Origin of the sequence: Faecalibacterium sp. I4-1-79 (assembly GCF_023347235.1) — a bacterium.
Classification (GTDB): Bacteria; Bacillota; Clostridia; order Oscillospirales; family Ruminococcaceae; genus Faecalibacterium; species Faecalibacterium tardum.
This window is the reverse complement of sequence record NZ_CP094467.1, coordinates 2,742,561-2,768,703: the sequence shown is the minus strand read 5'-3', so window position 1 is coordinate 2,768,703 and position 26,143 is coordinate 2,742,561. Positions and strand designations below refer to the sequence as shown.

30 protein-coding genes are annotated in these 26,143 nt (G+C 58.9%); 27 read left to right on the top strand and 3 right to left on the bottom strand.

Going from position 1 to position 26,143, the window contains the following annotated elements; genetic code table 11:
* The first annotated feature begins 3 nt into the window (after positions 1 to 3).
* From MTP36_RS13625 to MTP36_RS13610, 4 genes are all read left to right on the top strand, one after another.
* Entirely contained in the window at positions 4 to 1,470 is a 1,467-nt protein-coding gene (locus MTP36_RS13625) for a class I adenylate-forming enzyme family protein (protein ID WP_249251360.1), read from the top strand.
* A gap of 27 nt (positions 1,471 to 1,497) precedes the next feature.
* Positions 1,498 to 1,740, top strand: a complete 243-nt coding sequence (locus MTP36_RS13620) for an acyl carrier protein (protein WP_005922973.1) — start codon at positions 1,498 to 1,500, stop codon at positions 1,738 to 1,740.
* A gap of 51 nt (positions 1,741 to 1,791) precedes the next feature.
* Entirely contained in the window at positions 1,792 to 2,955 is a 1,164-nt protein-coding gene (locus tag MTP36_RS13615; RefSeq protein WP_249251358.1) for a hypothetical protein, read from the top strand.
* Between the two features lie 143 nt (positions 2,956 to 3,098).
* On the top strand, positions 3,099 to 4,238 hold the full coding sequence (locus MTP36_RS13610) for an MFS transporter (protein ID WP_249251357.1): 1,140 nt from the start codon (positions 3,099 to 3,101) through the stop codon (positions 4,236 to 4,238).
* 556 nt (positions 4,239 to 4,794) lie between these two features.
* On the opposite strand, the gene MTP36_RS13605 is transcribed toward MTP36_RS13610, so the two are convergent.
* The gene (locus MTP36_RS13605; protein ID WP_249251355.1) at positions 4,795 to 5,424 is read right to left on the bottom strand and encodes an epoxyqueuosine reductase QueH; all 630 of its coding nucleotides are present in this window, start codon (positions 5,422 to 5,424) and stop codon (positions 4,795 to 4,797) included.
* A gap of 65 nt (positions 5,425 to 5,489) precedes the next feature.
* Here MTP36_RS13605 and MTP36_RS13600 point away from each other — a divergent pair, with 65 nt between their 5' ends.
* From MTP36_RS13600 to MTP36_RS13540, 13 genes are all read left to right on the top strand, one after another.
* A complete protein-coding gene (locus tag MTP36_RS13600; RefSeq protein ID WP_097785386.1) occupies positions 5,490 to 5,714 on the top strand; it encodes a DUF896 domain-containing protein in 225 nt (74 codons plus the stop codon).
* Positions 5,715 to 5,863: 149 nt separating this feature from the next.
* Entirely contained in the window at positions 5,864 to 6,658 is a 795-nt protein-coding gene (locus MTP36_RS13595) for an NAD(P)-dependent oxidoreductase (RefSeq protein WP_249251352.1), read from the top strand.
* The gene (locus tag MTP36_RS13590) at positions 6,655 to 7,248 is read left to right on the top strand and encodes a dipicolinate synthase subunit B (RefSeq protein WP_249251351.1); all 594 of its coding nucleotides are present in this window, start codon (positions 6,655 to 6,657) and stop codon (positions 7,246 to 7,248) included. The genes MTP36_RS13595 and MTP36_RS13590 overlap by 4 nt, the downstream gene beginning before the upstream one ends.
* Positions 7,249 to 7,329: 81 nt before the next feature.
* A complete protein-coding gene (locus MTP36_RS13585) occupies positions 7,330 to 8,661 on the top strand; it encodes a D-alanyl-D-alanine carboxypeptidase family protein (protein WP_249251350.1) in 1,332 nt (443 codons plus the stop codon).
* Between the two features lie 69 nt (positions 8,662 to 8,730).
* Positions 8,731 to 9,297: a dTDP-4-dehydrorhamnose 3,5-epimerase gene (gene rfbC / locus MTP36_RS13580; protein ID WP_005923016.1), complete on the top strand. Its 567-nt coding sequence runs from the start codon at positions 8,731 to 8,733 to the stop codon at positions 9,295 to 9,297.
* 6 nt (positions 9,298 to 9,303) lie between these two features.
* Positions 9,304 to 10,113, top strand: a complete 810-nt coding sequence (locus tag MTP36_RS13575) for an ABC transporter permease (RefSeq protein WP_249251348.1) — start codon at positions 9,304 to 9,306, stop codon at positions 10,111 to 10,113.
* A gap of 12 nt (positions 10,114 to 10,125) precedes the next feature.
* Positions 10,126 to 10,869, top strand: coding sequence for an ABC transporter ATP-binding protein (locus tag MTP36_RS13570; protein ID WP_097782992.1), 744 nt, complete (start codon positions 10,126 to 10,128; stop codon positions 10,867 to 10,869).
* Position 10,870: 1 nt separating this feature from the next.
* Complete coding sequence (locus MTP36_RS13565; protein ID WP_249251346.1) at positions 10,871 to 12,748, top strand: glycosyltransferase family 2 protein; 1,878 nt, start codon at positions 10,871 to 10,873, stop codon at positions 12,746 to 12,748.
* Between the two features lie 4 nt (positions 12,749 to 12,752).
* The gene (locus tag MTP36_RS13560) at positions 12,753 to 13,289 is read left to right on the top strand and encodes a DUF5662 family protein (protein ID WP_055186226.1); all 537 of its coding nucleotides are present in this window, start codon (positions 12,753 to 12,755) and stop codon (positions 13,287 to 13,289) included.
* A 188-nt stretch (positions 13,290 to 13,477) separates the two neighbouring features.
* Positions 13,478 to 13,981, top strand: a complete 504-nt coding sequence (locus MTP36_RS13555) for a hypothetical protein (RefSeq protein ID WP_249251344.1) — start codon at positions 13,478 to 13,480, stop codon at positions 13,979 to 13,981.
* A gap of 119 nt (positions 13,982 to 14,100) precedes the next feature.
* Entirely contained in the window at positions 14,101 to 14,646 is a 546-nt protein-coding gene (locus MTP36_RS13550; protein WP_249251343.1) for a hypothetical protein, read from the top strand.
* 301 nt (positions 14,647 to 14,947) lie between these two features.
* A complete protein-coding gene (locus MTP36_RS13545; RefSeq protein WP_249251342.1) occupies positions 14,948 to 15,541 on the top strand; it encodes a hypothetical protein in 594 nt (197 codons plus the stop codon).
* A 146-nt stretch (positions 15,542 to 15,687) separates the two neighbouring features.
* On the top strand, positions 15,688 to 16,230 hold the full coding sequence (locus MTP36_RS13540) for a hypothetical protein (protein WP_249251340.1): 543 nt from the start codon (positions 15,688 to 15,690) through the stop codon (positions 16,228 to 16,230).
* A gap of 86 nt (positions 16,231 to 16,316) precedes the next feature.
* On the opposite strand, the gene MTP36_RS15990 is transcribed toward MTP36_RS13540, so the two are convergent.
* A complete protein-coding gene (locus MTP36_RS15990; RefSeq protein WP_256466526.1) occupies positions 16,317 to 16,442 on the bottom strand; it encodes a hypothetical protein in 126 nt (41 codons plus the stop codon).
* A gap of 477 nt (positions 16,443 to 16,919) precedes the next feature.
* Here MTP36_RS15990 and rsxC point away from each other — a divergent pair, with 477 nt between their 5' ends.
* Genes rsxC through MTP36_RS13510 form a run of 6 tightly spaced genes read left to right on the top strand, consistent with a single transcriptional unit; the run spans position 16,920 to position 21,978 of the window.
* Positions 16,920 to 18,236: an electron transport complex subunit RsxC gene (rsxC, locus tag MTP36_RS13535; RefSeq protein ID WP_243111104.1), complete on the top strand. Its 1,317-nt coding sequence runs from the start codon at positions 16,920 to 16,922 to the stop codon at positions 18,234 to 18,236.
* A complete protein-coding gene (locus tag MTP36_RS13530; protein ID WP_097779195.1) occupies positions 18,236 to 19,195 on the top strand; it encodes an RnfABCDGE type electron transport complex subunit D in 960 nt (319 codons plus the stop codon). The genes rsxC and MTP36_RS13530 overlap by 1 nt, the downstream gene beginning before the upstream one ends.
* Complete coding sequence (locus tag MTP36_RS13525) at positions 19,192 to 19,746, top strand: FMN-binding protein (RefSeq protein WP_005923037.1); 555 nt, start codon at positions 19,192 to 19,194, stop codon at positions 19,744 to 19,746. Before MTP36_RS13530 ends, MTP36_RS13525 begins: the two co-directional genes overlap by 4 nt.
* 17 nt (positions 19,747 to 19,763) lie before the next feature.
* Positions 19,764 to 20,429 (top strand): electron transport complex subunit RsxE, encoded by a 666-nt coding sequence (gene rsxE / locus MTP36_RS13520; protein ID WP_055186231.1) that lies wholly within the window; start codon positions 19,764 to 19,766, stop codon positions 20,427 to 20,429.
* Position 20,430: 1 nt separating this feature from the next.
* Positions 20,431 to 21,063 (top strand): electron transport complex protein RnfA, encoded by a 633-nt coding sequence (locus tag MTP36_RS13515; protein ID WP_112090889.1) that lies wholly within the window; start codon positions 20,431 to 20,433, stop codon positions 21,061 to 21,063.
* A 15-nt stretch (positions 21,064 to 21,078) separates the two neighbouring features.
* Positions 21,079 to 21,978 carry an RnfABCDGE type electron transport complex subunit B gene (locus MTP36_RS13510; RefSeq protein ID WP_118658443.1) on the top strand — a complete coding sequence of 300 codons (900 nt, stop codon included), beginning with the start codon at positions 21,079 to 21,081 and terminating at the stop codon, positions 21,976 to 21,978.
* 383 nt (positions 21,979 to 22,361) lie between these two features.
* Here MTP36_RS13510 and MTP36_RS13505 read toward each other — a convergent pair whose 3' ends face one another.
* The gene (locus MTP36_RS13505; RefSeq protein WP_249251339.1) at positions 22,362 to 23,324 is read right to left on the bottom strand and encodes a biotin--[acetyl-CoA-carboxylase] ligase; all 963 of its coding nucleotides are present in this window, start codon (positions 23,322 to 23,324) and stop codon (positions 22,362 to 22,364) included.
* Positions 23,325 to 23,520: 196 nt separating this feature from the next.
* On the opposite strand from MTP36_RS13505, the gene MTP36_RS13500 reads away from it, so the two are divergent.
* Genes MTP36_RS13500 through MTP36_RS13485 form a run of 4 tightly spaced genes read left to right on the top strand, consistent with a single transcriptional unit; the run spans position 23,521 to position 26,122 of the window.
* Positions 23,521 to 24,042, top strand: coding sequence for an RNA polymerase sigma factor (locus tag MTP36_RS13500; RefSeq protein WP_249254438.1), 522 nt, complete (start codon positions 23,521 to 23,523; stop codon positions 24,040 to 24,042).
* Entirely contained in the window at positions 24,029 to 24,550 is a 522-nt protein-coding gene (locus MTP36_RS13495) for a hypothetical protein (protein ID WP_055186237.1), read from the top strand. Before MTP36_RS13500 ends, MTP36_RS13495 begins: the two co-directional genes overlap by 14 nt.
* Positions 24,551 to 24,561: 11 nt before the next feature.
* Positions 24,562 to 25,287 (top strand): hypothetical protein, encoded by a 726-nt coding sequence (locus MTP36_RS13490; protein WP_249251337.1) that lies wholly within the window; start codon positions 24,562 to 24,564, stop codon positions 25,285 to 25,287.
* Positions 25,271 to 26,122: a hypothetical protein gene (locus MTP36_RS13485; protein WP_249251335.1), complete on the top strand. Its 852-nt coding sequence runs from the start codon at positions 25,271 to 25,273 to the stop codon at positions 26,120 to 26,122. The genes MTP36_RS13490 and MTP36_RS13485 overlap by 17 nt, the downstream gene beginning before the upstream one ends.
* The last annotated feature ends 21 nt before the right edge of the window (positions 26,123 to 26,143 follow it).

Sequence of the window (26,143 nt, the reverse complement as noted above, 5' to 3'; positions counted from 1 at the left end):
ACAATGGAAAAATTCGTGAGCACGATGTACGGTGCCATTACGCAGGGCATGGAAAAGAAATTTCCCGAGCGCGTGGCCTTCCGTTACTACACCGAGGAGACCGACACGGTGACCACCGTCCTTTTTAAGGAGCTGGCACAGGATGTCCGCCGGACGGTCACCTGCCTGCAGAGCACCATCCCGGATGTGAAGGGCAAAAAGATCTGTCTGCTGAGCAAGAACAGCTACGAATATGTGGTAAACACCTTTGGCGCGATCATGGCAGGCTGCGTGCTGGTGCCGATGAACCAGCGCAAGAGCTGGGCGGAGCTGTCCTACGAACTGGAGCTGGTAGAACCCGCCGCCATCCTGACCGACGGCGAGGACTACGGCAACAAGGCACAGCTGGAAGCCGCCTATGGCAGCCTGCTGCGTCCCATGGACGGCTTCCGCAGCTATGAGCCGGCAGCCGAGCTGCACCCCATCGGTCACGATGACCTGATGGTGCTGATGTTCACCTCCGGCACCACCGGCCTGAGCAAGGGTGTTATGATGAGCGAGCGCAACCTGTTCAGCGCAGGTCATGTGCTGTGGGCCATCTCTGCACAGCTGGCAGACAAGATCGATCTGACAAAGCCCCTGCCCGGCCACTACATGGTGCTGCCTATGTTCCATCTGGGCGCTTTCATCGACCTGTTCTCCACCACCGTTATGGGCTGGCCGCTGAACCTGGGCAACGATATCCGCAACTTCTACCGCGATATCCAGAAGATGCCCAGCCAGATCATGTCTGTGGTGCCGATGATCATGAACGCCCTGCACAAGGACGTGATGCGCGGCCACCGCGACCGTCTGGGCGATCTGTGGGTGCCTATCGGCTCCTCTGCCATGTTTGACCCGCAGGTACTGCTGGATATGGTGCACAACGGGATGTTCGTCATCCAGTGCTACGGCGCTACCGAGACCTGCGGCGCGGGTATCATCAACTTTGCACAGGACGAAAAGCATATTGGTGCCGTGGGTCAGGGCAGCGAGTACATGGACTACAAGATCGAGCCGGACGGCGAGCTGTGCATGCGCGGCGACTGCGTGATGATGGGCTACTATAAGGACCCGGAGGGCACCGCAGAGGTCATCGACAAGGACGGCTGGGTACATACCGGCGACCTTGCCCGGGTGGACGAGGACGGTTACTATTACATCACCGGACGCAAGAAGAACCTGATCATTCTGGACAGCGGCGAGAACATCAGCCCCGAGGAGCTGGAGGGCATGGTAGAAAAATGTCCCGCCGTACAGGAATGTATCGTAAAAGAACTGGGCAAAAAGATAGGTGTTGTGGTATACTGTGAAAAGGAGCACCAGCAGACCGTGCGTGACTTTGTTGCCCAGATGAACCGCACCGTCCCGCTGTACAAGCGCATCGGCGTGATGGAGTTCAGCGAAACACCGCTGCCCCGCAACGGCGCAGGCAAGCTGGTGCGCAAGTAAAACGCAACAGAAAGGAAGCATAATACGATGGAACGTGCAGAAATCATTTCTCAGATCACGGCTATTCTGGAGGACGTCGCAGAGGTATCGCCGGAGGATGTGACCGAAAGCAGCGTCCTGATGGACGATCTGGATCTGTCCTCTATGGAGATCCTGACCATTGTGGCAGATCTTGAGGAGACCTTTGGTCTGCGCATCCCGGAAAAGGAGCTGCGCAACTTTGTCACCATGGGTGATCTGGTGGATTATCTGGCAGCAAACGTGGGGTAAAAACCAATGGAAACACAACAGCGCTCGACGGAATATAACTTTCAGGGTGTCATGTATTTTTTTCGTCGGGAAAAAGTCCAGTGCCGGTACCAGTTCTCGCTGCGGGATGCGGTGGACAACGCCCTTTTGCAGCGGGCACTGACAGCGGCCTTGGCAAGTGCGCCTTATTATACCCAGCGTCTGGTGCAGGAAAAGCGGGAGATGTGGCTGGAGCCCAACACGGAGCCCTGCCTTGTGTACCACGGCAGCACCATGCGCAATATCCCGGAACAGACGAACGGCTATCTGTTCTGCATCAGCTGCGAAGGGGATACCGTTTATTTTGACTGGCACCACTTCCTACTGGACGGCCACGGGGTATCGCCCCTGTTCACCAGCATTCTGGAGCAGTACTGCAACCTGCGTTACGGCACATCCTTTGCGGTGCAGCAGATCGTGTGCGACCCGCCCTACGATATGCAGGCCATGCTGGCAGAGTATCCACCCGTGGAGTGCGGGAGCGATGCCATCCGGCGGGACGTGGTGCAGACCTACGAGGGTGCGCTGCGCCGCACCCGGGTGTGCCTGAGCAAGCAGAGCCTTGTGGAAAAAGCACTGGAAAACAACGCAAAGCCGGTAAGCGCCCTGATGAGTCTGCTGTGCATGGCCATGCGGGAGTATCTGGGCAAGGAGAAGATCCAGTATTCCTACTCTTCTGATACCCGCGATGTGGCCGGTGTGCCGCATGCGCTGTACAACTGCGTATGCAGCTTTGAGCATACAGTGCAGCTGCAGGCAAAGACCCGTCTTGCGGATCTTGTATCTGACATCGATGCAGATATCAAGCGGGATCTGCAGCCGCAGTCCAAGCGCCGCCGCATGACCGAGCAGATGGGCTGGGTGTACAAGGTGGACCAGCAAAAAGCCCCCCTGCGCATCAAGCAGCGGGTGTTCCAGATGGGCGAGTACATTGGCGGCATCATTTCGGATTTCTGGCTCAGCTATCTGGGCAACCCGCTGATGCCCGCCACCCCGGAGCTGGCACAGTACACCACAGATTTTGGTGTCTGGGTGCCGCCGGATGGCGCATCCGTGGGTGTGGAAGCCGCCAGCCTGAACGGAAAGATCATCCTGTGCATCCACAACAAGGCACCCAACCCGGGTCTGGCCGATATCCTCCGCAAGACCTTTGAAAACGAAGGTGTTGCGGTGCTGGAAGCGGAAGATCTGGACTGAGAAATACATATTATAAAAGCAAAAGGGCTGCCGCACGTTTTGTGCGGCAGCCCTTTTGCTGCTTTTTGTAAGAAAATCCGGTTGCAAAGATGCGAAAATATGGTTAAATAGAGAAAGGATATTTCCGCAAGGAGAGGAACACCATGGAACAACAGAACACGCGCCTGCGCAATGCGGGCTTTGCGACCTTTTTCTTCAGCGGCATCTGCGCCATCAGCGCAGGTGTGGTGGTCAGCCTGCTGCAGGAGCGCTACGGCTTTGCCTACGGCATGACCGGTACACTGCTCTCCCTGATGAGCGTGGGCAACCTGCTGGCGGGGCTGCTGATGGGCATGCTGCCCAGTGCGCTGGGCATGAAACGCAGTGTGCTGCTGCTGACCATCGGCTATGCGGTGGGCTACGCCGTCATGGGGCTGACCGGCGCAGTGGCGCTGCTGGCAGCGGCCTTTTTTGTGGTGGGCATCGCTAAGGGCAGCGTGATCAATACCTGCACCATTCTGGTCAGCGATCATTCCGCCGACCGCACCCGGGGCATGAACCTGATGCACAGCTGCTACGCATGCGGCGCATTACTGTGCCCCTTCCTCATTGCGGCAGCAGCCCGGGTAAGCACCGAGCTGGCGGTCTTTCTGCTGGCGGCCATGGGTCTTTTGCTCTGGCTGGTATACGTCTTTACCCCGCTGCGCGGCGGAAAGAGCAAAAGCAGTGCCGAGAAGCAAGCCATCGACTGGAGCTTTCTGCGCTCTGCCCGCTTCTGGCTGCTGACCGGTCTGCTGTTTTTTCAGAACGCTGCCGAGCAGAGCGTCAACGGCTGGATGGTGACCTACTTCAAAGGCAGCGGCATCATTGCGGGCACGCTGGCGGCCTACACCGTCACCGTGATGTGGGGCGCTACGCTGGTGGGACGGCTGCTCATCGCCTTTGTGTTCCCCTTAAAAAATCCCCGCAAGGCCATGGTGGGCATGAGCGTGCTGTGCACTGTGTTCTATGTGCTGCTGGTCATGGCGCACACGCAGGGCGCAGCCATTGCGCTGCTGTTCGCCTTTGCCATCTCCATGTCCGGGCTGAACCCCACCGCCGTGGCCAGCGCGGGACGCATGACCAGCGTGACCAGCATGGGCATCATGCTGCCTGTAGCCTCCAGCGGTGCCATCCTGATGCCGTGGGTCATCGGTATCGTGGCCGAGCGTGCGGGGCTTGCCGCCGGTATGGCTTCCAACATCGTGCCCTGCGTGGGGCTGGTGGTCTTTACCCTGCTGGTGGCAAAGCTGCCGGAGGAATGATGTGCCGCTGGCGCGGCAATGCCGGGAGCGGGGACGATTTAGAAGATGCTCCGCAGGGGAAGTTCCAGCTTGCCTTTAGCGCGCAGGGACGCTCCGCTGGGCCAGAGGCAGGGAGGGGTGTTCCGACTCCCCCCTCCCTACCTCTGGACTCCACCCACCCCGCAACGGGTCAAGGGCTGCACGCCCTTAACAAACCTAAAGAAGAAGTCGAAGCACAAAAAAGCTAGCGCTGCGCCAGTCGGCGCTATCGCTTTAACGCTTTTTTCGCTTCTCCATTAAAAGCCCCTCAGTCGCTGCGCGACAGCTCCCCCGAGGGGGAGCGGGTACGCCCGCAAGCTTTGCGCTTCAGCCAGAAACAGTGCCGCCATGCCAAAGGCTCCCTCCCAGAGGGAGCTGTCAAAACCGTCAGGTTTTGACTGAGGGAGTTCGTTCCAATCCCCACTCGTGAAAAAGTCCCCCGGGAAAATCCGCAGATTTTCCCGGGGGACAAATTATAAATAATAGTTCCGCTGATAATATCCAAAGCGCAGCGGAGGATATTTCAAATCGTTTTGCGTTATCCTTCAATGCCTCTTGCTTTGGCGCTGAACTCGCAGCCGCAGTAGTCCTGCCGGTACAGGCCGTACTGCTCCGAAAGCTGCAGGCTGCGCAGGTAGCCGTTGTGCTTTTTGAAGTCCGAGGGCAGGTGCTTTACTCCGAACTCTGCCTCCAGCTCCTGCCCGATGGCGTTGATGCGTACGGCGTCCTTGTGGGGGCTGATGGACAGGGTGGTGGTGAACCAGTCAAAGCCGTTGTCCCGGGCGTACTGCGCCGCGCGGCGCATCCGCAGCCGGTAGCAGACGGTGCAGCGGCTGCCGCGCTCCGGCTCGTTTTCCAGCCCGGCTACGGCGGTGTAGAACTGCTGCGGGTCGTAACTGTCCTCCACCACGGTCACCCCCAGCGGGTGGGCGGCTGCTACAAACTTTTGCAGCTCCTCGCCCCGGCGGTAGTACTCTGCCGCTGGCCATGTGTTGGGGTTATAGTACAGCACCGTGATCTCAAAATACCGGCACAGCTGTTCCAGCACAGCACTGGAACAGGGGCCGCAGCAGGCGTGGAGCAAAAGCCGCGGGCGGGTATCGCCAAGCCCCGCCAGCACGGCGTCCATCTGCTGGGCATAGTTGCGTTGTGTTGCCATTGGTATCATCCTTTGCTATAATGGTCTTGCCTACATTATAGCATATTTTACGATGAAATACAGGAGGTTCCCCCATGACGGAAGAAAAAATCGCCCGCATCAATGCGCTGGCCAAAAAGAGCAAGACCACCGGCCTGACCGAGGCCGAAAAAGCCGAGCAGCAGGCGCTGCGGCAGGAGTATCTGGCCGACATCAAGGCCAGCCTGCGCAGCCAGCTGGAGCGCACGTCCATTCAGGAGCCGGACGGCACCATCCACAAGGTGACCCGCCGCACCGACCTGACCGGGGAGCGCAGCTGAGAGCGGAAGAATCGTTTGATTTCGGGGTACAGAAACGCCTGCGGGCGTTTCTGTACCCCGTTTTTGCAGGCGGTGCCGCAAGGCTTCCCCGCACGCATTTCTGCCCGCCCGCATAGGATGGCGCACAGCGGAAAAGGGGAGATGACGGCATGAAGCAGACAAAGCGGTTTGCGGTGGTGGGCAGTGATGCCCGGCAGGCGGCGGCAGGGCGTGCACTGGCGCGGGCAGGGTATATGGTAGGCGGCGTGCAGCAGCTGCCGCAGGCAGACTACATCCTGCTGCCGCTCCCGCTGGAACAGCCCGGTCTGCCGCTGGCGCAGTTGCTGGGCGCGGCAAAGCCCGGGGCACTGGCGCTGGGCGGTAAGGTGACGGACAGCGCAAGGACCATCGCCCGGGCGGCGGGGGTGGAGCTGGTGGACTACTTTGCCCGCCCGGAGCTGACCGTGTATAACGCCATCCCCACCGCTGAGGGCTGCATCGGCATTCTGCTGGAACGGCGCAGCCGTACCCTGTGGGGCGCGGCGGTGCTGGTGCTGGGTTTTGGCCCGGTGGGGCGGGCGCTGGCGGTGCGTCTGGCGGCGTTGGGCGCGCGGGTGACCGTGGCGGCACGCCGCCCGGTGCAGCGAGCGATGGCGGAGGAGCTTGGGCTGCGGGCGGTGCCGCTGACAGAGCTTGCCGCAGCAGCTGCCGCCTTTGATACGGTGGTGAACACCATCCCCGCGCCGGTGCTGACGGCGCAAGTGCTGGCGGCGCTGCCGAAGGGGTGTCTGATCGTGGATCTGGCCTCAAAGCCCGGCGGCACAGACTTTGCTGCCGCCCGGCGGCTGGGGCACACGGCACTGCACGCGCTGAGCCTGCCGACAGTCTGGGCACCGGAAACGGCAGGGGAGGCGCTGGCACGCACGGTGCAGACTATTTTGCAGGAGCGGGAGGGAAAGGTATGACCACAGAGAAAAAGGGCTGTCTTGCCTTTGCGGTATGCGGCAGCTTTTGTACGCTGGAGGATGCCTTGGGCGCGGCGCAGGCGCTGACGGCACAGGGCTGGACGCTGCTGCCCGTTATGAGCTTTGCCGCACAGCTGGATACCCGGTTTGGCACGGGGGAAAGCTGGCGGCAGCGGTTGCAGGCCGTTACCGGGCAACCGGTGCTGGACACCTTGCAGGCGGTGGAGCCGCTGGGCCCCCGGCGGCTGGCGCAGGCGCTGGTGGTCGCCCCCTGCACCGGCGCAACGCTGGCGCGGCTGGCGGCGGGGCTTTCGGATACGCCGGTGACCCTTGCTGCCAAAAGCCTGCTGCGGGTGGGCAGCCCGGTGGTGCTGGCAGTTTCCACCAACGACGGCCTTGGCGCTTCCGGGGAAAACATGGCACGGCTATGCCAGCGCAAGCACTATTACTTTGTGCCCTACGGGCAGGACGACCCCTTTGCCAAGCCCCAGAGCCTGAAGGCGGACCTTGCCCTGCTGCCCGCCGCCGTGGAAGCCGCTTTGCGGGGCGAGCAGCTGCAGCCGGTGCTGCTGGGGCAAAGGAATGCGTAAATCTCTTTTCAGCGGGGAAAAAATGTGGTATACTCCAAATGATGCCTTACTGGCACAAAACTGACAAGCGGAGTATACCAGATGAAAAAATTTACCGCAGCACTGTGCACTGTGCTGCTTTTGATAGGTGCTGTACTGGTGCCCGGCGCGGCAGCAGCCGGCCCGGCGCTGGCCAATACCCGGGCATACTGCATCGTGGATGCGGATACCGGCCTTGTGCTGGCGCAGCAGAATATGGACGAGGAGCTGCACCCGGCCTCCATTACCAAGGTGATGACCCTTGGCCTTGCCTGCGAAAAGGCGCAGGGAGACTGGGATGACGTAAAGCTGACCGTGACCCACGAGGATGTCTACTCGCTGGCGGGCACGGATTCCAGCCATATCGCCCTGCTGGAGGGGGAAGAAGTCCCCTTGGTGGATGCGCTGTACGCCACCCAGATGGCCAGCGCCAACGATGGCGCCAACCTGCTGGCGGAATATTTCGGCGGCGGCACCATCGCGGACGGCGTGGCGGCTATGAATGCACAGGTGGAGGAGCTTGGCCTTGCCCACACCCACTTTTCAAACCCCCACGGCATCAGCGGTGAGGACCACTACACCAGCTGCTACGATATGGCGCAGATCCTGCGCTGGGCGCTGCAGCAGCCCGGGTTTGAGGAGGTGTTCACCCGCAACCAGATGTACACCATGCAGCCCACCAACATCCAGCCGGTGACCCGTTACTTCTCCCAGCAGGATAAGATCCGCATCGGTTCCAGCCGCTACCACATCGACAGCGTGCTGGGCTCTAAGCTGGGCTACACCAACACCGCCCGGTACAGCTATGTCTGCCTGGCAGAGCAGGATGGGGTACGGCTGATCTGTGTGACCATGCAAAGCCAGTTGAGCACTGATAAATATAACGATATGCGCACCCTGCTGGACTACGCCTTTGCTACCTATAAAAACTACACCCAGCTGCCCGGCGGCACGGTCACCGCACAGCTGGCAGTGGCAGGCGGTGGGCAGAGCCTTGGCACCGTTACTGTGGCCGACCCCGGGGTGAAGCTGCTGCTGGCCGAGGGCTTATCCGCACAGGATGTGACCGTGGACTTGGAACTGCCGGAACAGTATCTGCTGGGCGCAGAGCCTGCCGTGTATGCGGTGTACACCCTGAACGGCGGCACAAAGCAGGAGAGCACCAGCGTGCGGGTAAAAGCCGAGATCACCGGTCTGGCGGAGCTGCTGGAGCAGAGCACCGGCACAACGCTGGAAGCCGCCAGAGACGTGGAGCCGGGCAGCAGCGCATGGCTGCTGGCGGGCATCTCAGTGGGCTGCACCGTGGGTGCGGCGGTGGTCACGGTGCTGGTGCTACGGCTGCATGCACGCCTGAAAAAACGCCGCAAAACGGCAAAGCGCCGCAACAAAGCGTAAAAGCCTGTTTTAAACCAGACTTTTCCAGATAAAGAAAAAGCTTTCAGAAAAAAAGAGAGGTACAATATCATGGGTAAGTTTATTTTTACGCAGACCGAGATCCCCGGCGTGGTGGTCATTGAGCCGCAGGTGTTCGGCGACGACCGCGGTTATTTTATGGAGACCTACCAGAAGGATCAGTTTGCAGAGGCTGGCATCGACAAGGAATTTGTGCAGGACAACCAGAGCCGCTCCACCCGGGGCGTGCTGCGCGGGCTGCACTTCCAGAAGAACCACACCCAGGGCAAGCTGGTGCGCGTGACCAAGGGCGAGGTGTATGACGTAGCCGTGGACTGCCGCCCCCACAGCGCTACCTTTGGCAAGTGGGTGGGCGTGACCCTTTCCGAGGACAACAAGAAGATGTTCTATATCCCGGAGGGCTTTGCCCACGGTTTTCTGGTGCTGAGCGATGTGGCAGAGTTCTGCTATAAGTGCACCGATGTGTACGACCCCACCAGCGAGGGCGGCATCCCCTACGACGACCCCACCGTCAACGTGCAGTGGCCGGACTGCGGCTGCGAGCACAAGACCAGCGCAAAGGACAAGCTGCACGAGCCCTTTGCCGCCCAGAAGTTCGAGTATTTTGAAAAGTGGTGATCGCCCGTGGCAAAACTCAAAGCAATGTGGAACGGCTTCTGGCGCTACCGCTATCTGCTGTGGAACCTTGTAAGCCGTGATTTCAAGCTGAAGTACCGCCGCAGCGTGCTGGGCGTGGTGTGGAGCGTGCTGAACCCGCTGCTGATGTGCCTTGTGTACTGGGCGGTGTTCAGCAGCCTGATGGATATGCGGGGCAGCGGCATCGACAACTTTGCCGTCTTTCTGATGTGCGGTCAGCTGCTGTTCAACTTCTTCAACGAGGCTACCTCCACCAGCATGAGCAGCGTGCTCAGCGCCGCCCCGCTGCTGAAAAAGGTGTATATCCCCAAGTATATCTTCCCGCTGGAAAAGTGCTGCTTTGCCATGGTGAACTGCATCTTCAGCTTTGTGGCACTGCTGCTGGTCATGATCTTTACCGGTGCGCCTTTCCACCTGACCATTTTTGAGGCGCTGTACCCGCTGGTGACGTTGTTCTTCTTCAGCCTCGGGGTCAGTATGTTCTTAGCGGCGGCTACGGTGTTCTTCCGGGATATCATGCATATCTGGAGCGTGTTCGTCACCGCGCTGCTGTATTTCTCCGCCATCTTCTACGACCCCACCCAGATGACCTTTTCCATCGGCGGCTTCAATATGCAGCAGATCATCAAGCTGAACCCCATGTACTGGTATATCACGGGCTTCCGCCGCACGGTGATGTGGGGCATCCCGCTGGATTGGAATATGTTCCTTGTCTGCGGTGTATGCGCCGTAGTGTCCATGGTGGTGGGGCTGCAGGTGTTCCGCAAAACGCAGGACCGCTTTGTGCTGCACATTTAAGGAGGGAGAACAATGGAACCGATCATCAAAGTGGACAATGTTTCCATGTGCTTCAACCTTTCCAAGGAAAAGCATGAGAGCCTGAAGGAGTACTTTCTGGCTATGGTGCAGGGGCGGCTGCAATACGACGAGTTTTACGCCCTGAAGGACGTCAGTCTGGACATTATGCCCGGCGATTTTTACGGCCTTGTGGGCTTGAACGGCTCGGGCAAATCCACCCTGCTCAAGACCATTGCCGGGGTGTACAAGCCCAGCAAGGGCAAGGTGACCGTAAACGGCACCATCGCCCCGCTCATTGAGCTGGGCGCGGGCTTTGATATGGATCTGACCGCCCGCGAGAACATCTACCTCAACGGCACGGTGCTGGGCTTCTCGCCCAAGTATCTGGACGAAAAATTTGACGAGATCGTGGAATTCAGCGAGCTGGAAAACTTTCTGGATGTGCCGCTGAAAAACTACTCCTCCGGCATGGTGGCGCGCATCGGCTTTGCCATTGCCACTATCACCAAGCCTGATATCCTCATCGCGGACGAGGTGCTGTCGGTGGGCGATTTCCTGTTCCAGCAAAAGTGCGAAAAGCGGATGCAGGAGCTGATGGCGGGCGGCACTACGGTCATTCTGGTGTCCCACTCCATCGAGCAGATCGAGCGGATGTGCACCAAGGTGGCATGGCTGAGCCACGGCCACCTGAAAATGAACGGGGATACCGCAACAGTCTGCGCCGCCTACAAGGCGACCCAGCGCGGCGAGGTCTGATATGAATGTACGGTTGAAACGCGCCAAGGAGCTGGTCGGCTACGCCGTGCAGCTGACAAAGGACGAGGGTCTGTCCACCATGGTCAAACGCGGCGCGGGCTTTGTCAAGCGCCGCTGCTTCGGCAAGCGTGCGCGCTACCTGCCCGCCAAAAAGGTGCTGGAAGCCCAGCGCGCAGAGATGGCGGGAAAAACGGCGGCAGACTGCGGCCTGCCCACCATCTCGGTGCTGACCCCGCTGTATAATACCCCGGAAAAGTACCTGCGGGAATTTCTGGATTCCTTCGTGGGGCAGACCGCGCCCAACGGGCAGCTCTGCCTTGCCGATGCTTCGGACGCCGCCCACGGGGACGTGGAGCGGATCGTAAAGGAATATCAGCAAAAGAATCAACAGATCGTATACAAAAAGATCGAAAATCAGGGCATTGCGGCCAACACCAACGCCGCCGCGCAGCTGGCGACAGGGGAGTATCTGGCGCTGGCTGACCACGACGACATTCTGGCACCTCATGCCCTGTACACCATGGGCAAGGCCATCTTACAGCTGCGGCAGCGCGGCGAGCCGGACGGTTTTCTGTACAGCGATGAAGCACTGTTCACCAAGAGCATCCGCCGCCCTATGGTGGCGCACTTCAAGCCGGACTACGCCCCGGACTACCTGCTGTGCTGCAACTACATCTGCCATCTGGCGGTGTTCCAAAAAGCGCTGTGGGAGCAGCTGGGCGGCGAACGCCCGGAATGCGACGGCAGTCAGGATCATGATCTGTTCCTGCGGCTGTTGGAAAAGACCGGCGGTGCTGCCCATGTGCCGCAGGTGCTCTACTACTGGCGGGTGCACGCGGGGTCTACCTCCGGCGGTGCAGACGCCAAGCCATACGTTGCGGCAGCAGCCAAAAAGGCGCTGGCAGACCACCTGACCCGCACCGGGCGCACCGGCACGGTGGAGGACGGCCTGTTCCCCAGCACCTACCGGGTGAAGTGGGACATCGTGGGCGAACCGAAGGTAAGCATCCTTATCCCCAACAAGGACCACACCGAGGACTTGGAAAAATGCCTGCACAGCATCTGGACAAAGACCGCATGGGAGCACTTTGAGGTCATCGTGGTGGAGAACAATTCCACCGACCCCGCCACCTTTGCCTACTATAAAAAGGCGCAGCAGCGCTATGACGGTCTGCGGGTGGTCACCTACCCGAAAAAGGGCTTCAACTTTTCCGGCATCAACAACTTTGGCCGCAAGTACGCCACCGGCGAGTATCTGCTGCTGCTGAACAACGATGTGGAGGTGCGCAGCAGCGACTGGCTCACTGAACTTCTGCGCCAATGCGCCCACCCCGGCGGGGCGGCCGTGTGCGGTGCCATGCTCTTTTACCCGGACGAGACCATCCAGCACGCGGGCGTCATCACCGGGCTGGGGGGCTACGCGGGACACAGCCACAAGTACAAAAAGGCCGGCGGCAGCGGCTATATGTTCCGCACCGCCACGGTGCAGGACTTTTCCGCTGTGACCGGTGCCTGTCTGCTGGTAAAGACCAGTGTGTGGGACGAGGTAAAAGGGCTGGACGAAGCCTTTGCGGTGGCCTTCAACGATGTGGACTTCTGTCTGCGGGTGCGGGATGCGGGCTATCGCATTGCGTGGACGCCCTACGCCCAGCTGACCCACTACGAGAGCAAGAGCCGCGGCGGGGACGAGAAAGACCCGGTAAAGGCACGGCGCTTTGCCGCCGAGCAGCAGCGTCTGTACGAGGTGCACGGCAAGGCGAACATCCTGCATGACCCCTACTACAACCCCAACCTGACCATGGACCGGGAGGATTTTTCTGAAAGCGATGATCTGCGCGGGCTGAAAGAGGGACGCATTACGGTGCAGTGGAGGGAATAACAGCATGAACATCAAGGGCCATTTCGAGACCATCACCCGGCACAAGCTGCTGGTGATGAAATACTGCTTTGAATGCGGACTGTATGAGCAGGGCCTTGCCCACGACCTGAGCAAGTACAGCCCCACCGAGTTCATCCCCGGGTGCATCTATTATCAGGGTGACCATAGCCCCAACGAGGCCGAGCGCGCAGCCAAGGGCTACACCTCGGCGTGGCTGCACCACAAGGGGCGCAACAAGCATCATCTGGAATACTGGATCGATTACAGCACCACCAAGACCGGCCTGACCGGCATGAAGATCCCCCTGCGGTACGTCTGCGAGATGGTGTGCGACCGGGTGGCGGCAAGCCAGATCTATCTGGGCGATAAGTACACTGATGCCTCCGCGTGGGAGTACTACCAGCGCAGCAAGGATCACTACCTGATGCACCCGGAGACCCGGGCGCTGCTGGAAAAGCTGCTGTGCATGGTGCGGGATCTCGGACGGGAGCGCACCTTTGCCTACATGAAATTCCTGCTTGGCTGCGAAAACGATTACTAAGCCCGAAAGGCTGCTGCACAGACTGTGCGGCAGCCTTTTTTGCGCGAGTTGCTGAAATTTTTTGGAAAAACTTTAGAGCATCTGTGCATTGACAAAAATGCAAAAGTAACGGTACAATGAAATAAAGCAGGCTTGGGAAATGTCCGGGCCGCATAGGATAATGTCTGACAAAGAAGGAGGCATGAAGCATGAAATGGTTCAAGAAACTGGCAGCTGCCGTACTGGTGGCGGCTCTGGCACTGATGATGGTGGGCTGTGGTGCCAAGACAGACCTTGCCCAGCAGGTCAAGAATGCTGTCTCGGATGATGCTGTTATGATGGGCAAGCAGGCCACGAACAGCAAGGACCTGGATGCCTTGGCGGCAAAACTGCTGACAGAGTATAATAACGAGATCGCTGCTTTGGACGAAGGCGCAGATTGGCCGGATCTGCAGGAGCTGCTGGATGATGGGACGTTCCTGCAAAAGTTCGGCATTGACCCGGAAAAGGATGCTTATAAGGTCTCCTTGGTGTACATTCCGAGTTACATCAGCAATACCATGAATCAGCTTAAGCCTTTTAGTCTTGCAGAGCAGCTTCGGCGGGATGCTGATCTTGCAATCGGCGATCCTCACATCGGAAGCAAATATGAGTTTGGTCTTGCCATCGGCACGCTTGACGGCGAGAACTGGGTGCTTATGCTCATGAAATAAGAGCGTCCGGGCTGTGACAGCCCTTACGGATGCCCAAGACCGGAACGGTATATTTACAAGATGCGGCCTGCAGCAGCTGCCCCGGCAGACTTATTGCAGGCTGCGGCAAGGAGGAAACGATGAAACTGTTCAAAAAATTGGCAGCCGCCGTGCTGGCTGCTGCACTGGCATTAACGATGGCAGGCTGCGGCGGCGGCAATAGCTACGCCGTGCAGGACGAGCTGCTGAAAATAACGATCGATAATTTAACAGACGTAAACGAAACTGTGACCCACACCAAAAAGGCAGATGAAATGGCAGCAGCGCTGTTGGCAGCCGCCGATACGGCCGCCGCGCAGGAGGCAAACAACGGCAAGGATGCCGAAGATCTGCTGCTGGATCCTGCTGTTATAAAGGCAGCCGGGATCGACCTCGAAAAAACGCCCTGCATGTTCAACCCGATCGTTAACGTTCAGATCAAGAGCAGCGGCGTGGTGGGCGAATTCCTGAAGACGCAGCGGATGATGGAGGCCGCGGGCCTCTACCGGTTTGTGCGCCCCGGCACCGGCGCGTTCGACCCCGGTGACAATAAGGTCGAGATCGGCGCAGCTACGCACAAGATCGGCGATGAGAACTATATCCTGATCCTGCTCACCTACACTAAGACTACTCCGAGCAAAATTTGATGCGCACCCCGGGCTGCCGCACACAGGCTGTGCGGCAGCCTTTTTGCGTGCAGAACCCTGTGAAAAGGCAATTCTGGAAAATTCGCGGATTTTCCAGAATTGCGAATAAAAAATAAATTTTCCACTGAATATGGCTGGAACGCACGCGGAAGCTATTTTAAAATGTTCCTGCTTTTGCACGCTTTGCCGAAACTTTCCGGCAAAGTTTGGCGCATCTGCCCATTGACAGCGCACCGCAGCAGAGGGTAAGATGAAACTGGAGAGCAACGCGCTCCCATAAGAAGAAAGCGAGGGACCACAGATGAAGCTTTGGAAACGATGGACGGCAGCGGCTCTTGCAGCTGCAATGGCGCTGCTGCTTTTAGCAGCCTGCGGGCCCTCCGGCCCTTCCGCGCCGGATGCGCCGGATAAGCCGGGCAGCAGTGAGACCGGTAAAGACCCCACCGACGAAAAGACCGAGGCGCAGAAGAAGGCCGCAGTGGTGGAAGCACTGAACACAGTGCGCAAGGACTACGGCAATAACACCCCGCTGGAACTGAACGAGCAGGCCTGTGCGTTCGCCAAGGAGATGGCACAGGTGCAGCTGGATGGCGTCAATGGCAAGTACGGCAAGAATCCGAGTACCAACACGGATTATATTGATGCCTGTGCAAAAGTCCGCAACAAGAAGGTGGGCGAAAAAGCATCGATCGGTTTTGGCGCACTGCAGGGCGCTTACCCGGATGCGAAATGGTTCAAAACGTGGGCAGACAAGACAGAGGGCGTGAGCGCAGAACGCAACAATGCACTGGTCAAGAGTAAGGAAGCTACCCTTGTGGGCGTGGGCGTTGTGCAGAACACCGACGAAAAAACAAAGGATAAATACCCCATTATGGTGGTCGTGATGACCTACTGAATATGCGCAAACGCCGCTGACGGAAAGTCGGCGGCGTTTTTGTGTGGTTCGTGCATTGACAGCCGCCGCCTGCGGGTTTACACTGCTTTTATGGCAGACTGCATGGTCTGCCGGGGTATTTTATTATTTACAGGAGGGCAAAACCTATGAAATGTATCAAAAAACTGGTTGCGCTTACGCTGGCTGCGGTGCTGGCACTGACCATGCTCACCGCTTGCGGCGGTACACCGGCAGAGCCGCTGACCCAGCCGGATATCAATAAAGGAAAAGAAATCGCGGCAGCGCTGAACGAAGCGCGTGTTGCAGCTGGCAAAAAAGAAGTTCCTTTTGACGAAGAATACTCTGTGAAGCTGACGGAGTATGCAAATGCTTACACCAACTGGCAGTTTGCATGGAGAGCATACGACCAGAACAAGACGGCTGAAAACAAAGCAGCTTTGGATGCGGCAAAGCAGAAATACGATGAAGTATCTAAGGAACTGCCGAGTGGCGTCAGCAAAGGCAAAATGCTGAAAGTGAATGTTGCGGCCTTTGATAATGTAAAAGCAAATGGCAGAAATTACTTTGCAGGAACAGATAAGAACGGAAATTATTATCCGCTGGCAACCCAAGAGGGTAATATGTGCGCTGTGACCGTAATTACGAAGGAAGATCTGACCTTTGCAATCGTTTTTGTTGGTACAAAGTAAGACTGTAATAATAAAGCGACAACGCAAAAACACCCCGGCCGGGCGATTTTACCGCTTGGCCGGGGTGCTGTTTTTGCAAGAAATAATTACTGCTCGTTTTCGTAGATCTTGATATAGCGCGGAGCGCTTTTATCCTGCCAGAACAGCAGAATGGCGGTCAGGGCGACAGCCAGTGTGGTGAGGACGGCGAGCAGAGCTTTGAGAACTTTCATGGTTTGGTGCCTCCTTGTGAAGTTCGGGAGCGGAGCGGGGGACGTTCCGCCTGTCATGTTAGGTATAGTATAGCATATTCCCGCAGCAAAGGCAAACGGCAGAAGGGGAGATTTAAGGCAAAATGCTGCTGCCCTGCGCCCTCATCAGTCACCTGCGGTGACAGCTGTTCCCCTCTTTGTCACCTGCGGTGACATTTCTCCCCGGCGCGGGGAGAATCTGTCCCTTCCGGGGGAAGCCTTTAAAGGAAAATTGATTTCCGTAGGGGAGAACAAAAAGAAAAATACGGTAGTTAGTTAAAACTAATTTGCGAAAACGAATAAGAAAGTTCAGGAAAATTCATCATTTGAGCCGTGATGTCGTTGACTTCCCGCGCCAAAATGATACAATAAGTGTGTTAAGCAGCTGCTGTCCCTGTACCAGTGCGCCTGCATGGGCGAGGGGATGGCAATTCAAGCAGAATGGGGGATTTGAAATCCATGTTGAACAAGCTGAAACGTGCGGCGCTTGGCGCGCATACGCCGCATGACAAGGCAACTGCTGCAAGCAAACCTATCCCGATGCCTCTGCCCGCGCAGGTACGCATCCTTATGAGCCAGCACATTGGCGCACCCGCCAAGGCACTGGTGAAAAAAGGCGATGAAGTGTTCGTCGGCACCAAGATCGGTGAGGCGGGCGGCTTTGTCTCCGCAAACATCCACTCCAGCGTTTCCGGTACGGTAGCTGCAGTGGAGCCCTTCCGTCTGTCCAATGGCCGTATGTGCGATTCTGTTGTCATCAATACCGATGGCAAGCAGACCGTAGACCCGGCTGTCAAGGCACCGGAAGTTACCGATAAGGCAAGCTTCCTTGCTGCCGTGCGCGAGTGCGGTCTGGTCGGTCTGGGCGGCGCAGGCTTCCCCACCGATGTGAAGCTGCAGCCCAAGCAGTCGGTGGATACTTTACTGATCAACGCCTCCGAGTGCGAGGTGTGGCTGACCAGCGACACGCAGGAGATGCTGGAGTGCAGCGATGATATCATCCGCGGCATCAAGGCTGTGCTGAAGTACACCGGCATTCCCAAGTGCATCATTGGTATTGAGAACAACAAGCCCGAGTGTATCGACCTGCTGTGCAAAAAGACCAAGGACGACAGCGCTATCGAGGTAAAGCCCCTGCCCAGTGTCTACGGCACCGGCGCAGAGCTGATTTTGATCGAGAAGTGCCTCGGCCGCGAGGTGCCCCACGGCGGTCTGCCCGCCGATGCAGGCGCTATCGTGATGAACGTGACCAGCGTTTCCACGCTGGGCAAGTATCTGGCTACCGGTATGCCGGTGGTCCAGCGTACCATCACCGTGGACGGCGATGCCTGCGCAAAGCCCCAGAACGTCGTTGTGCCCGTGGGCACCGCTTATCAGGACATTCTGGACTATGTGGGCGTTAAGGGCGAGCTGGGCAAGGTGGTTGCCGGCGGTGCCATGATGGGCCCCGCTGTGGAGAACCTTTCCTACCCCACCACCAAGACCACTTCCGGTCTGATCCTGCTGAGCAAGGCAGCTGCACAGCCCGCACAGGTCAACCCCTGCATCCGCTGCGGCCGCTGCGTGGAGTACTGCCCCATGGGTCTGGAGCCCGTGGAGGTCAATCAGGCCTACGCCGCCCGCGATGTGCAGGAGCTGGGCAAGCTGCACGCTGACTACTGCTTCAACTGCGGCAGCTGCTCCTTCGTCTGCCCGGCAAAGCGCCCGGTTACCCAGATGATGAGTCTGGCCAAGGCCTTCTATCTTGGCGAAATCAAAAAAGGAGGCAATAAGTAATGGATACGAAGCTTATTGTTTCGGCTTCCCCGCACGTCCGCAGTGACGAGACCACCCAAAGCCTGATGGCTAACGTGATCGTTGCACTGTGCCCCTGCGTGGTTGCCTCTGCGATCATTTTCGGCGTGCGCGCCCTGCTGGTCACCGCCGTTTCCGTGGTGGCCTGTGTGGCCTTTGAGTGGCTGTACTGCAAGCTGCTGAAGCGTGCAAACCCCATCAGCGACCTGTCCGCTGTGGTCACCGGCATCATTCTGGCCATGAACGTGCCCGTGGGTATGCCCATCGGTCAGCTGATCATCGGCGATCTGGTGGCTATCATCGTTGTCAAGCAGCTGTTCGGCGGCATTGGCATGAACTTTGCAAACCCCGCTCTGGTGGGCCGTATCGTGCTGTTTGTCAGCTTTGCCGGCTCCATGAATAAGTGGGTGTTCCCGGATGCAGCGGTGGATCAGCTGTCCAAGGCTACCCCGCTGGCTGTGGCAGATCCCTCCAAGCTGAGCCTGCTGGACCTGTTCATGGGCATCCACGGCGGTGTGCTGGGCGAGACCTGTGCACTGGCTATCGTGCTGGGTCTGATCTATCTGGTGGCTACCAAGACCATCAGCATCGCCATCCCGGCTTCCTACGTTGGCAGCGTGTTCGTGTTCTACCTGATCGCTACCAGAGATCTGCACAGCGCACTGGTTGCCGTGCTGAGCGGCGGCCTGCTGTTCGGCGCTGTGTTCATGGCTACCGACTACGTTACCAGCCCCTTTACCCTGAAGGGTAAGCTGGTATACGGCGTTTGCCTTGGCATTGTTACCTTTGCCATCCGCTACTGGGGCAGCTACACCGAGGGCGTGTCCTTCGCACTGCTGTTCATGAACCTGTGGGTCCCGTACATCAATGATCTGACTCGTCAGACCCCGTATGGCTATGTGAAGCCTGCAAAGAAAGCGAAGGAGGGTGCTGGCAAATGAGTAAGACTGCAAATTCCAGCTGGGAAACCACCGGTAAGCCCATTGTTGTGCTGACCGTCATCTCTCTGATCGTCAGCCTGCTGCTGGCTCTGGTGAACGGCATGACCGCTCCCGTTATCAAGGAGAACACCCGCCGCACCACGCTGGCTGCTTATGTCAGCGTGATGCCCTCTGTTTCGGACGCAGCTACGCTGGAGGAAGTGACCGACTACACCACCGCCAACGTTACCGGCGTGGTAAAGGCTCCCGATGGCGGCATTGCCATCAAGGCCGAAGAAAAGGGCTTTGACGGCGGCATCCTGACCGTCATCATGGGCTTCGACGCCAACGGTGCCGAGACCGGTATCTGGGTGGATGCTTCTACCCAGACCAAGGGCATCGGCTCCAATGTGTCCACCGATGACTTCCTGGCACAGTTCAACGGCATGGACGGCACCAAGAACATTGTGATGAATCAGGATTTCGATGCGTACAGTGGCGCAACCATTTCGTCCACCGCTCTGTTTGCTGCCATCAATGATTGTATCAACTGCTTCAACGAGCTGGCATAAAAGGAGGTTGGTAAGAAATGGCACAAGAAAATAAGTCCAAGGTAAGCATCCTTACCAACGGCATCATCAAAGAAAACCCTGTTCTGCGTCTGGTTCTGGGCACCTGCTCCATTCTGGCCGTTACCACGGCAGTTTCCAGCGCACTGGGCATGGGCGCCGCCTTCACCTTCGTGCTGGTGTGCTCCAATATCATGATCTCCCTGCTGCGGAAAGTCATCCCCGGCAAGGTGCATCTGCCCTGCTACATCGTTATCATTGCAGGCTTTGTGACCATCGTGCAGATGTTCATGCAGGCCTACATGGAAAGCCTGTACAACGCTCTGGGCGTGTTTTTGCCCCTGATCGTTGTCAACTGTATCATTCTGGGCCGTGCCGAGATGTTCGCCTGCAAGAACAATGTGGTGGATTCCGCACTGGACGGCGTGGGCATGGGCCTCGGCTACACCCTCACCGCTACCCTGATGGCCTCCATCCGTGAGATCCTGGGCAGCGGCACCTGGCTGGGCTTCCAGATCATTCCGGAAGGCGTTGCCAAGGTGTCCATCATGACGCAGGCTCCCGGTGCATTCTTCTGCTTTGGCCTGTTGATGGCCGGCTGTGTGTGGCTGGAAGGCAAGCTGGACGCCCGCATCGAGCGCAAGAGCTGCTGTGATCTTGACAATCTGAAGAAGGAGGCGGAATAAGATGCTCGTCAAACTCGCTGCGATCTTCTTCAGCATGATCCTTGTCAACAACTATGTGCTGGTGAAGTTCTACGGTATCTGCCCGTTCCTGGGCGTTTCCAAAAAGCTGGATTCCGCTGTTGGTATGTCCGGTGCTGTCATCTTCGTCATGTTCATGGCAACGGCCGTTACCTTCCCCATCCAGATCTTCATTCTGGACCCGGCTGGTCTGAGCTACCTGCAGACCATCGTGTTCATTCTGGTCATCGCCGTGCTGGTGCAGTTCATCGAGATCTTCCTCAAGAAGTACATCGTTGCACTGTATAACTCGCTGGGCGTTTATCTGCCCCTGATCACCACCAACTGCTGCGTGCTGGCCGTTACCATTCTGGTCGTGGGCGACTACGGCGCAGATGTGGCTGCACACGGCTTCGGCTACGCCTACATCGAGGCTCTGATCTGCGCCATCGGCGCAGGCTGCGGCTTTATGCTGGCCATGGTCATGTTCAGCGGCGTGCGTAAGCGCGTGGAAGCCTGCGATCCCCCGGCACCCTTCAAGGGCCTGCCCATCACCCTGATCGCAGCTGCAATCACCAGCCTGTCCTTCATGGGCTTCGGCGGCATCGTCGAAAACCTGTTCAATGTTACGCTGTAAGGGAGGAACAGGACTATGAATATTGTATCTGCTGTTATCCTGTGCACCATCGTGGGCGCTGTGGGTGCCATCGTTCTGGTGGCTGCCGCAAAGTTCATGGCGGTGGAGGAAGACCCCCGCATTGAGGAAGTTTCTGCCTGTCTGGCCGGCGCAAACTGCGGCGGCTGCGGCTACGCCGGCTGTTCCGACTACGCAAAGGCTGTTGTTCTGGACGGCGTGCCCTGCGACAAGTGCGCACCCGGCGGCCCCAAGGCTGCCGCTGCTATTGCCAAGATCATGGGCGGCGAGGCAAGCGCCGTAGAGAAGAAGGCTGTTGTGCAGTGTCAGGGCAGCTCCGAGCACTGCAAGCCCGCCTACGACTACAAGGGCATCCAGACCTGTGCTGCTGCGGCAGCTCTGTACGGCGGCCCCAAGACCTGCTCCTTCGCCTGCATTGGTCTGGGCGACTGCACCAAGGTGTGTAAGTTCGACGCCATCCACATCGTAGACGGTGTGGCAAAGGTGGACAAGGACAAGTGCACCGGCTGTGGTGCCTGTGCCAACATCTGCCCCAAGCAGGTGATCATGATCGACGCTGCCGGCCCCCGCAAGCCGGTGGTCATGTGCTCCAACAAGGATAAGGGTGCTGTGGCCAACAAGCTGTGCACCACTTCCTGCATTGCCTGCGGCATGTGCGAGCGCACCTGTAAGTTCGACGCCATCCATGTTGTGGACGGCGTGGCACGCGTTGATTACGACAAGTGCAAGGGCTGCGGTATGTGCGCCCAGAAGTGCCCCAAGCACATCATCCTGTTCCCGCTGAAGGACGACCCCAATCCCCCGAAGCCCGTGGTGAAGCCCGCCGCTCCCGCTGCTGCTCCCGCAGCAAAGCCGGAGACCAAGGCTGAGGCAAAGCCCGAGACCAAGGCAGAGTAAACTGTAAACCAAAGCCCGCCGTGCTGCAATGCCCGGCGGGCTTTTTGTATCCTGAATGAAAATGATTGGGAGTGCCCTCCGCTTGCGCTTTGGGCATCTTCAGCGGAATAATTATTTTTAATTTCGCGTTTGTCGCGCTCTGCGGAGCGCTCCAAACGCTTTTTTCACAGGAGGGGCCGAGAAGGCAAACGGTAACGCACTCCGCAGCGCCGCGCTTCCGAAGGAAGCGGCGCTGCAAATGCAGTTTACCATTACGACCCTTCTCGTGAAAATGGCAGAACGGAACGCCCGCAGGCGTTCCGTTCTGCCGAAATCTAAAATAAATTTTCCTTAAATCATGCCCAGAGCAACGCGGAGGGCATTCAAATCGTTCTCTTTCCCGTTTATTCCGTCTTGGTGGGGCGGATGGTCACCTCGCCGCAGCGCAGCGCCTCGGTGCGCCCGCCCTCCCGCTGCACCACCAGCCGCCCGGCATCGTCAATGGAAAGCGCCTGCGCGGCATAGGTCTCGGTGCCGGTGCACACGGTCACCCAATGGCCGGGCACAAAGCAGCGGGCGCGGTACTCGTCCAGACAGGCAAAGCCCGGGCAGAGCGCCAACAGCTCCCGCCCGATGGCACCCGCCAGCGCCGCACGGCTTACCGGGGCAGGGCCGCCGGGGTATAAGCTGCCTGCTTTGGCGGTCAGCTCCGGGGGAAAGTCCTCTGCCGTGGCGGTCAGGTTCAGCCCGATGCCCACCACCAGCCATTCCAGCTGGCCGCTTTCAAGGTCGGTGCCGGCTTCGGTCAAAATGCCGCACACCTTTTTGCCCTTATAGTACAGGTCGTTCACCCACTTGATGGCAAGCTCTACCCCGCACAGCGCCTGCACCGCCCGGCACACCGCCACTGCTGCGCCGATGGTGGCGGTCTGGGCGTTGGCGGCAGGCAGCGGTGGGCGCAGCACTACCGAGCAGTACACTCCCTTGCCCGCCGGGCTGGCAAAGCTGCGTCCCAGACGCCCGCGCCCGGCGGTCTGCCCGCCCGCCAGCACCAGCGTGCCGTGGGCAGCGCCTTCCAGCGCCAGCAGCTTTGCGGTGCGGTTGGTGCTTTCCAGCGTGTCGTACAGCTGCACCGGGGCGGGGTAGGGGCCTACCGCCTCGGTGCAGAAGGGGTCGCCGCCCAGCAGGCGGTACCCCCGGCGGGAGACGGCTTCCAGCGCATAGCCCTGCGCGGTAAGCGCCGCCGCCGCCTTGTGCACGGCAGCGCGGCTGACGCCCAGTTGCTGCGCCAGCTGCTGGCCGGAAATATACGCGCCCTCGGCGGCGCTCAGCGCCTGTAAAAGCGCCTGACGGGTGGTAGAAGCCATGGCGAAAATCCTCCCTGTGTGCTATACTGCTATTGTACCATATCTGTGGAAGAAGAAAAAGTTTGAAAATATTTTAGTTTTTTGCAGGAACTGCCGCCGCTCTCTCGTATTAAAGACAGAAGGGCGGCGCAGAGCAGCGCATCCAAGACCGGAAAGGAGGCCGTGCAGCGCGTTGACAACACAGGAATTCAGCACGATGGTGCAGAAATATCAGGCGCTCGTGTACACGGTCTGCCACCAGCTGGTACCGGATGTACAGGAAGCGCAGGATCTGACGCAGGAGACCTTTCTGGCGGCGTGGCGGGCCATCGACCGCTGCCCGCCCGGCTTTGAAAAGCAATGGCTGGCGCGGATCGCGGCCAACAAAGCCAAAGACTATCTGCGCAGCGCATGGGTGCGCAAGATGAACACCCCCGGCGACGAGGTGCTGGCACTGGAGGGCGCGCCGCCCGGTATGCAGCCGGAACAGCAGGTGCTGGATGCGCTGGGCGAGGAGGAGCTTACCGGGATGATCTTAAACCTGCGCGAGCCCTACTGTACGCCCTGCCGTCTGGTGCTGCTGGAGCAGCACACCATGGCCGAAGCTGCAAGACTGTGCGGCCGACCGCCCAAAACGGTGGAAGCGCAGGTCTACCGCGCCAAAAAGATGCTGGCGCAGCAGATCTTGCAAAACGACCGCATACCCTGTGAAAGGAGGAGCGTACATGGAACTGTTTGACGTAAAAGGCTGTCTGAGCGAGGAAGGCTTACAGGCACTGGTCGGTGGACAATTGGACGAAACGCAGCGGCTGGAAGCCGCCGAGCACCTTGCCTACTGCGACCGCTGCATGGACCGCTACACCGCTCTGCTGACCGACGATGTGCTGGAGCAGCCGCCGCGCTCCGCCCGGGGCGCGGTGATGGGCACCATCTGGATACGGCTGATGCAGAACACATGGGGACGCGCCGCTGTGGCCACCGTAGCCGCCGTGCTGGCGCTGACGCTGTGGCGCACCGGTACGCTGGAACAGATCTTGCACACCGGGCAGCAGCTGAATACATGGCTGCCGCAGACCACCCAGCAGACCGAACCGGAGCTGCTGGGCAAGCCGGTGAATGACAAAGCGCCGCAGCAATCCACCGCTCCGCTGGGCAAGCCCATAGAGGATAAAAAACAGCTGACCGAAAAACTATCCGATGCACTGGATGCGCTTTTGCACCGCAGTGCAGACACCACTGAGAAATGAGGGAACTGATTATGAAGAAAAACGGGATCCTGACCCTGCTGTTTGCCTGCATCCCCGGTGCGGGGCAGATGTATCAGGGCTATATGAAGCGGGGGCTCTCGCTCATCACCATGTTCTGCCTGTTCATTATCCTAGGCAGCACCACGGGGCTGGACGCACTGGTAGTCGGCTGCATCGTTGTGTATATGTACAGCTTTTTCGATACCTTGAACCTCCGCGCGCAGCTGGCGGCAGAAAAAGCCCCGGAGGACGATTATCTGGTGCACTTTAATTGGCACGATGCCCGCATGACCCAGTTCATGGGCGAAAGCCACAAGCTGGTGGGCTGGGGGCTCATCGCGCTGGGCGCCATCGTGTTCTACAACAATATCATCATGCGGGTGCTGGGCGATGTGATGTGGCGCTGGGGACAGGATAACCCGGTTTTCCGCGCCATCTACCTGATGCTGGATGCCCTGCCGCAGATCGTGGTCTGCGTGGCGCTGATCGTGTGCGGTATGTGGCTGGTGCGCGGCCCGAAAAACAAAAAGGGCAAGCAGCCCCCCGAGGAGGAACCCGAGGACTTCCACGCCTACACGGCTGCGCCGCAGGCAGAGGATGCAGAGGATGCCGCGGACACCGCGGACACGGACGCCCATTTTGCCATGCCGGAGCTTTCGGCACTGCTGGGGGAGCCGGTGACCGACGCAGAACAGAACGAAACCCCTGCGGAGGATGACGATGACCGAGCAGAATAAGACCCCTTTGACGGCACAGCCGGGCAGTGCGCCCGCGCCGGAGCAGAAACCGGCAGAAAAACGACCCGCTGAAAAGCCCCTGCGCCGGGTGGGCAGCCTGACCTTGGGCGCGTGTCTCATTGCGGCGGGCGTGTTCTTCCTGCTGTATTTCTTCGTGCCGGGCTTTGATGTGCAGCTGACCCTGAAAATTGCCCCGGCGGTGGCGCTGGTTCTGCTGGGATGCGAGGTGCTCTTCTTTGCCGCCCGCCCCGGCCGCTGGAAGTACGATTTTGTGTCCGTGCTGGTCTGTCTGGTGCTGATGGCGGGCTGCTTTTGCATGGCGATGCTGCCCGTGATGTTTGACGAGCTGACACCCGAAAAACAGCAAGTCATGAACCGGCTGAGTACGCAGGCCATTGACGAATTGTACACCGCCTGCAAGCAGGATGCGCAGGATATTGCCATCCGGGATATCAGCGGCAGAATGTTCCTGAGCGGCCCGCAGACCGAAACCTTGCAGCAGGCCGCCGCCCTGCCCGCCGGGGATGTCTACCTGACCTTGACCGTGGAGCTGTTCGGCCCTTACGACAGCGCCGCTGCCTTTGCCCGGGATTGCTACACTTTGACCGCACTGGCAAAGCAGTGCACCGTGCCGCCGGAAAATCTGCACTTTGCATGGGATGCCCGCAGCCCGGCGGAAAGCAGCCTGAACACCGGTAGTCTGCTGTATACCGAGGACTATTCGCTGGACCTGAGCGGCGCTGTGCAGCTGGACTGGACAGAGCAGCAGATGGAACAGCAGACCGAGACCGAGTATCTGCTGGATGCAGAGAATATCCCCGACGAGGAAGAATGAAAAATACCGCCGCACAGCTGT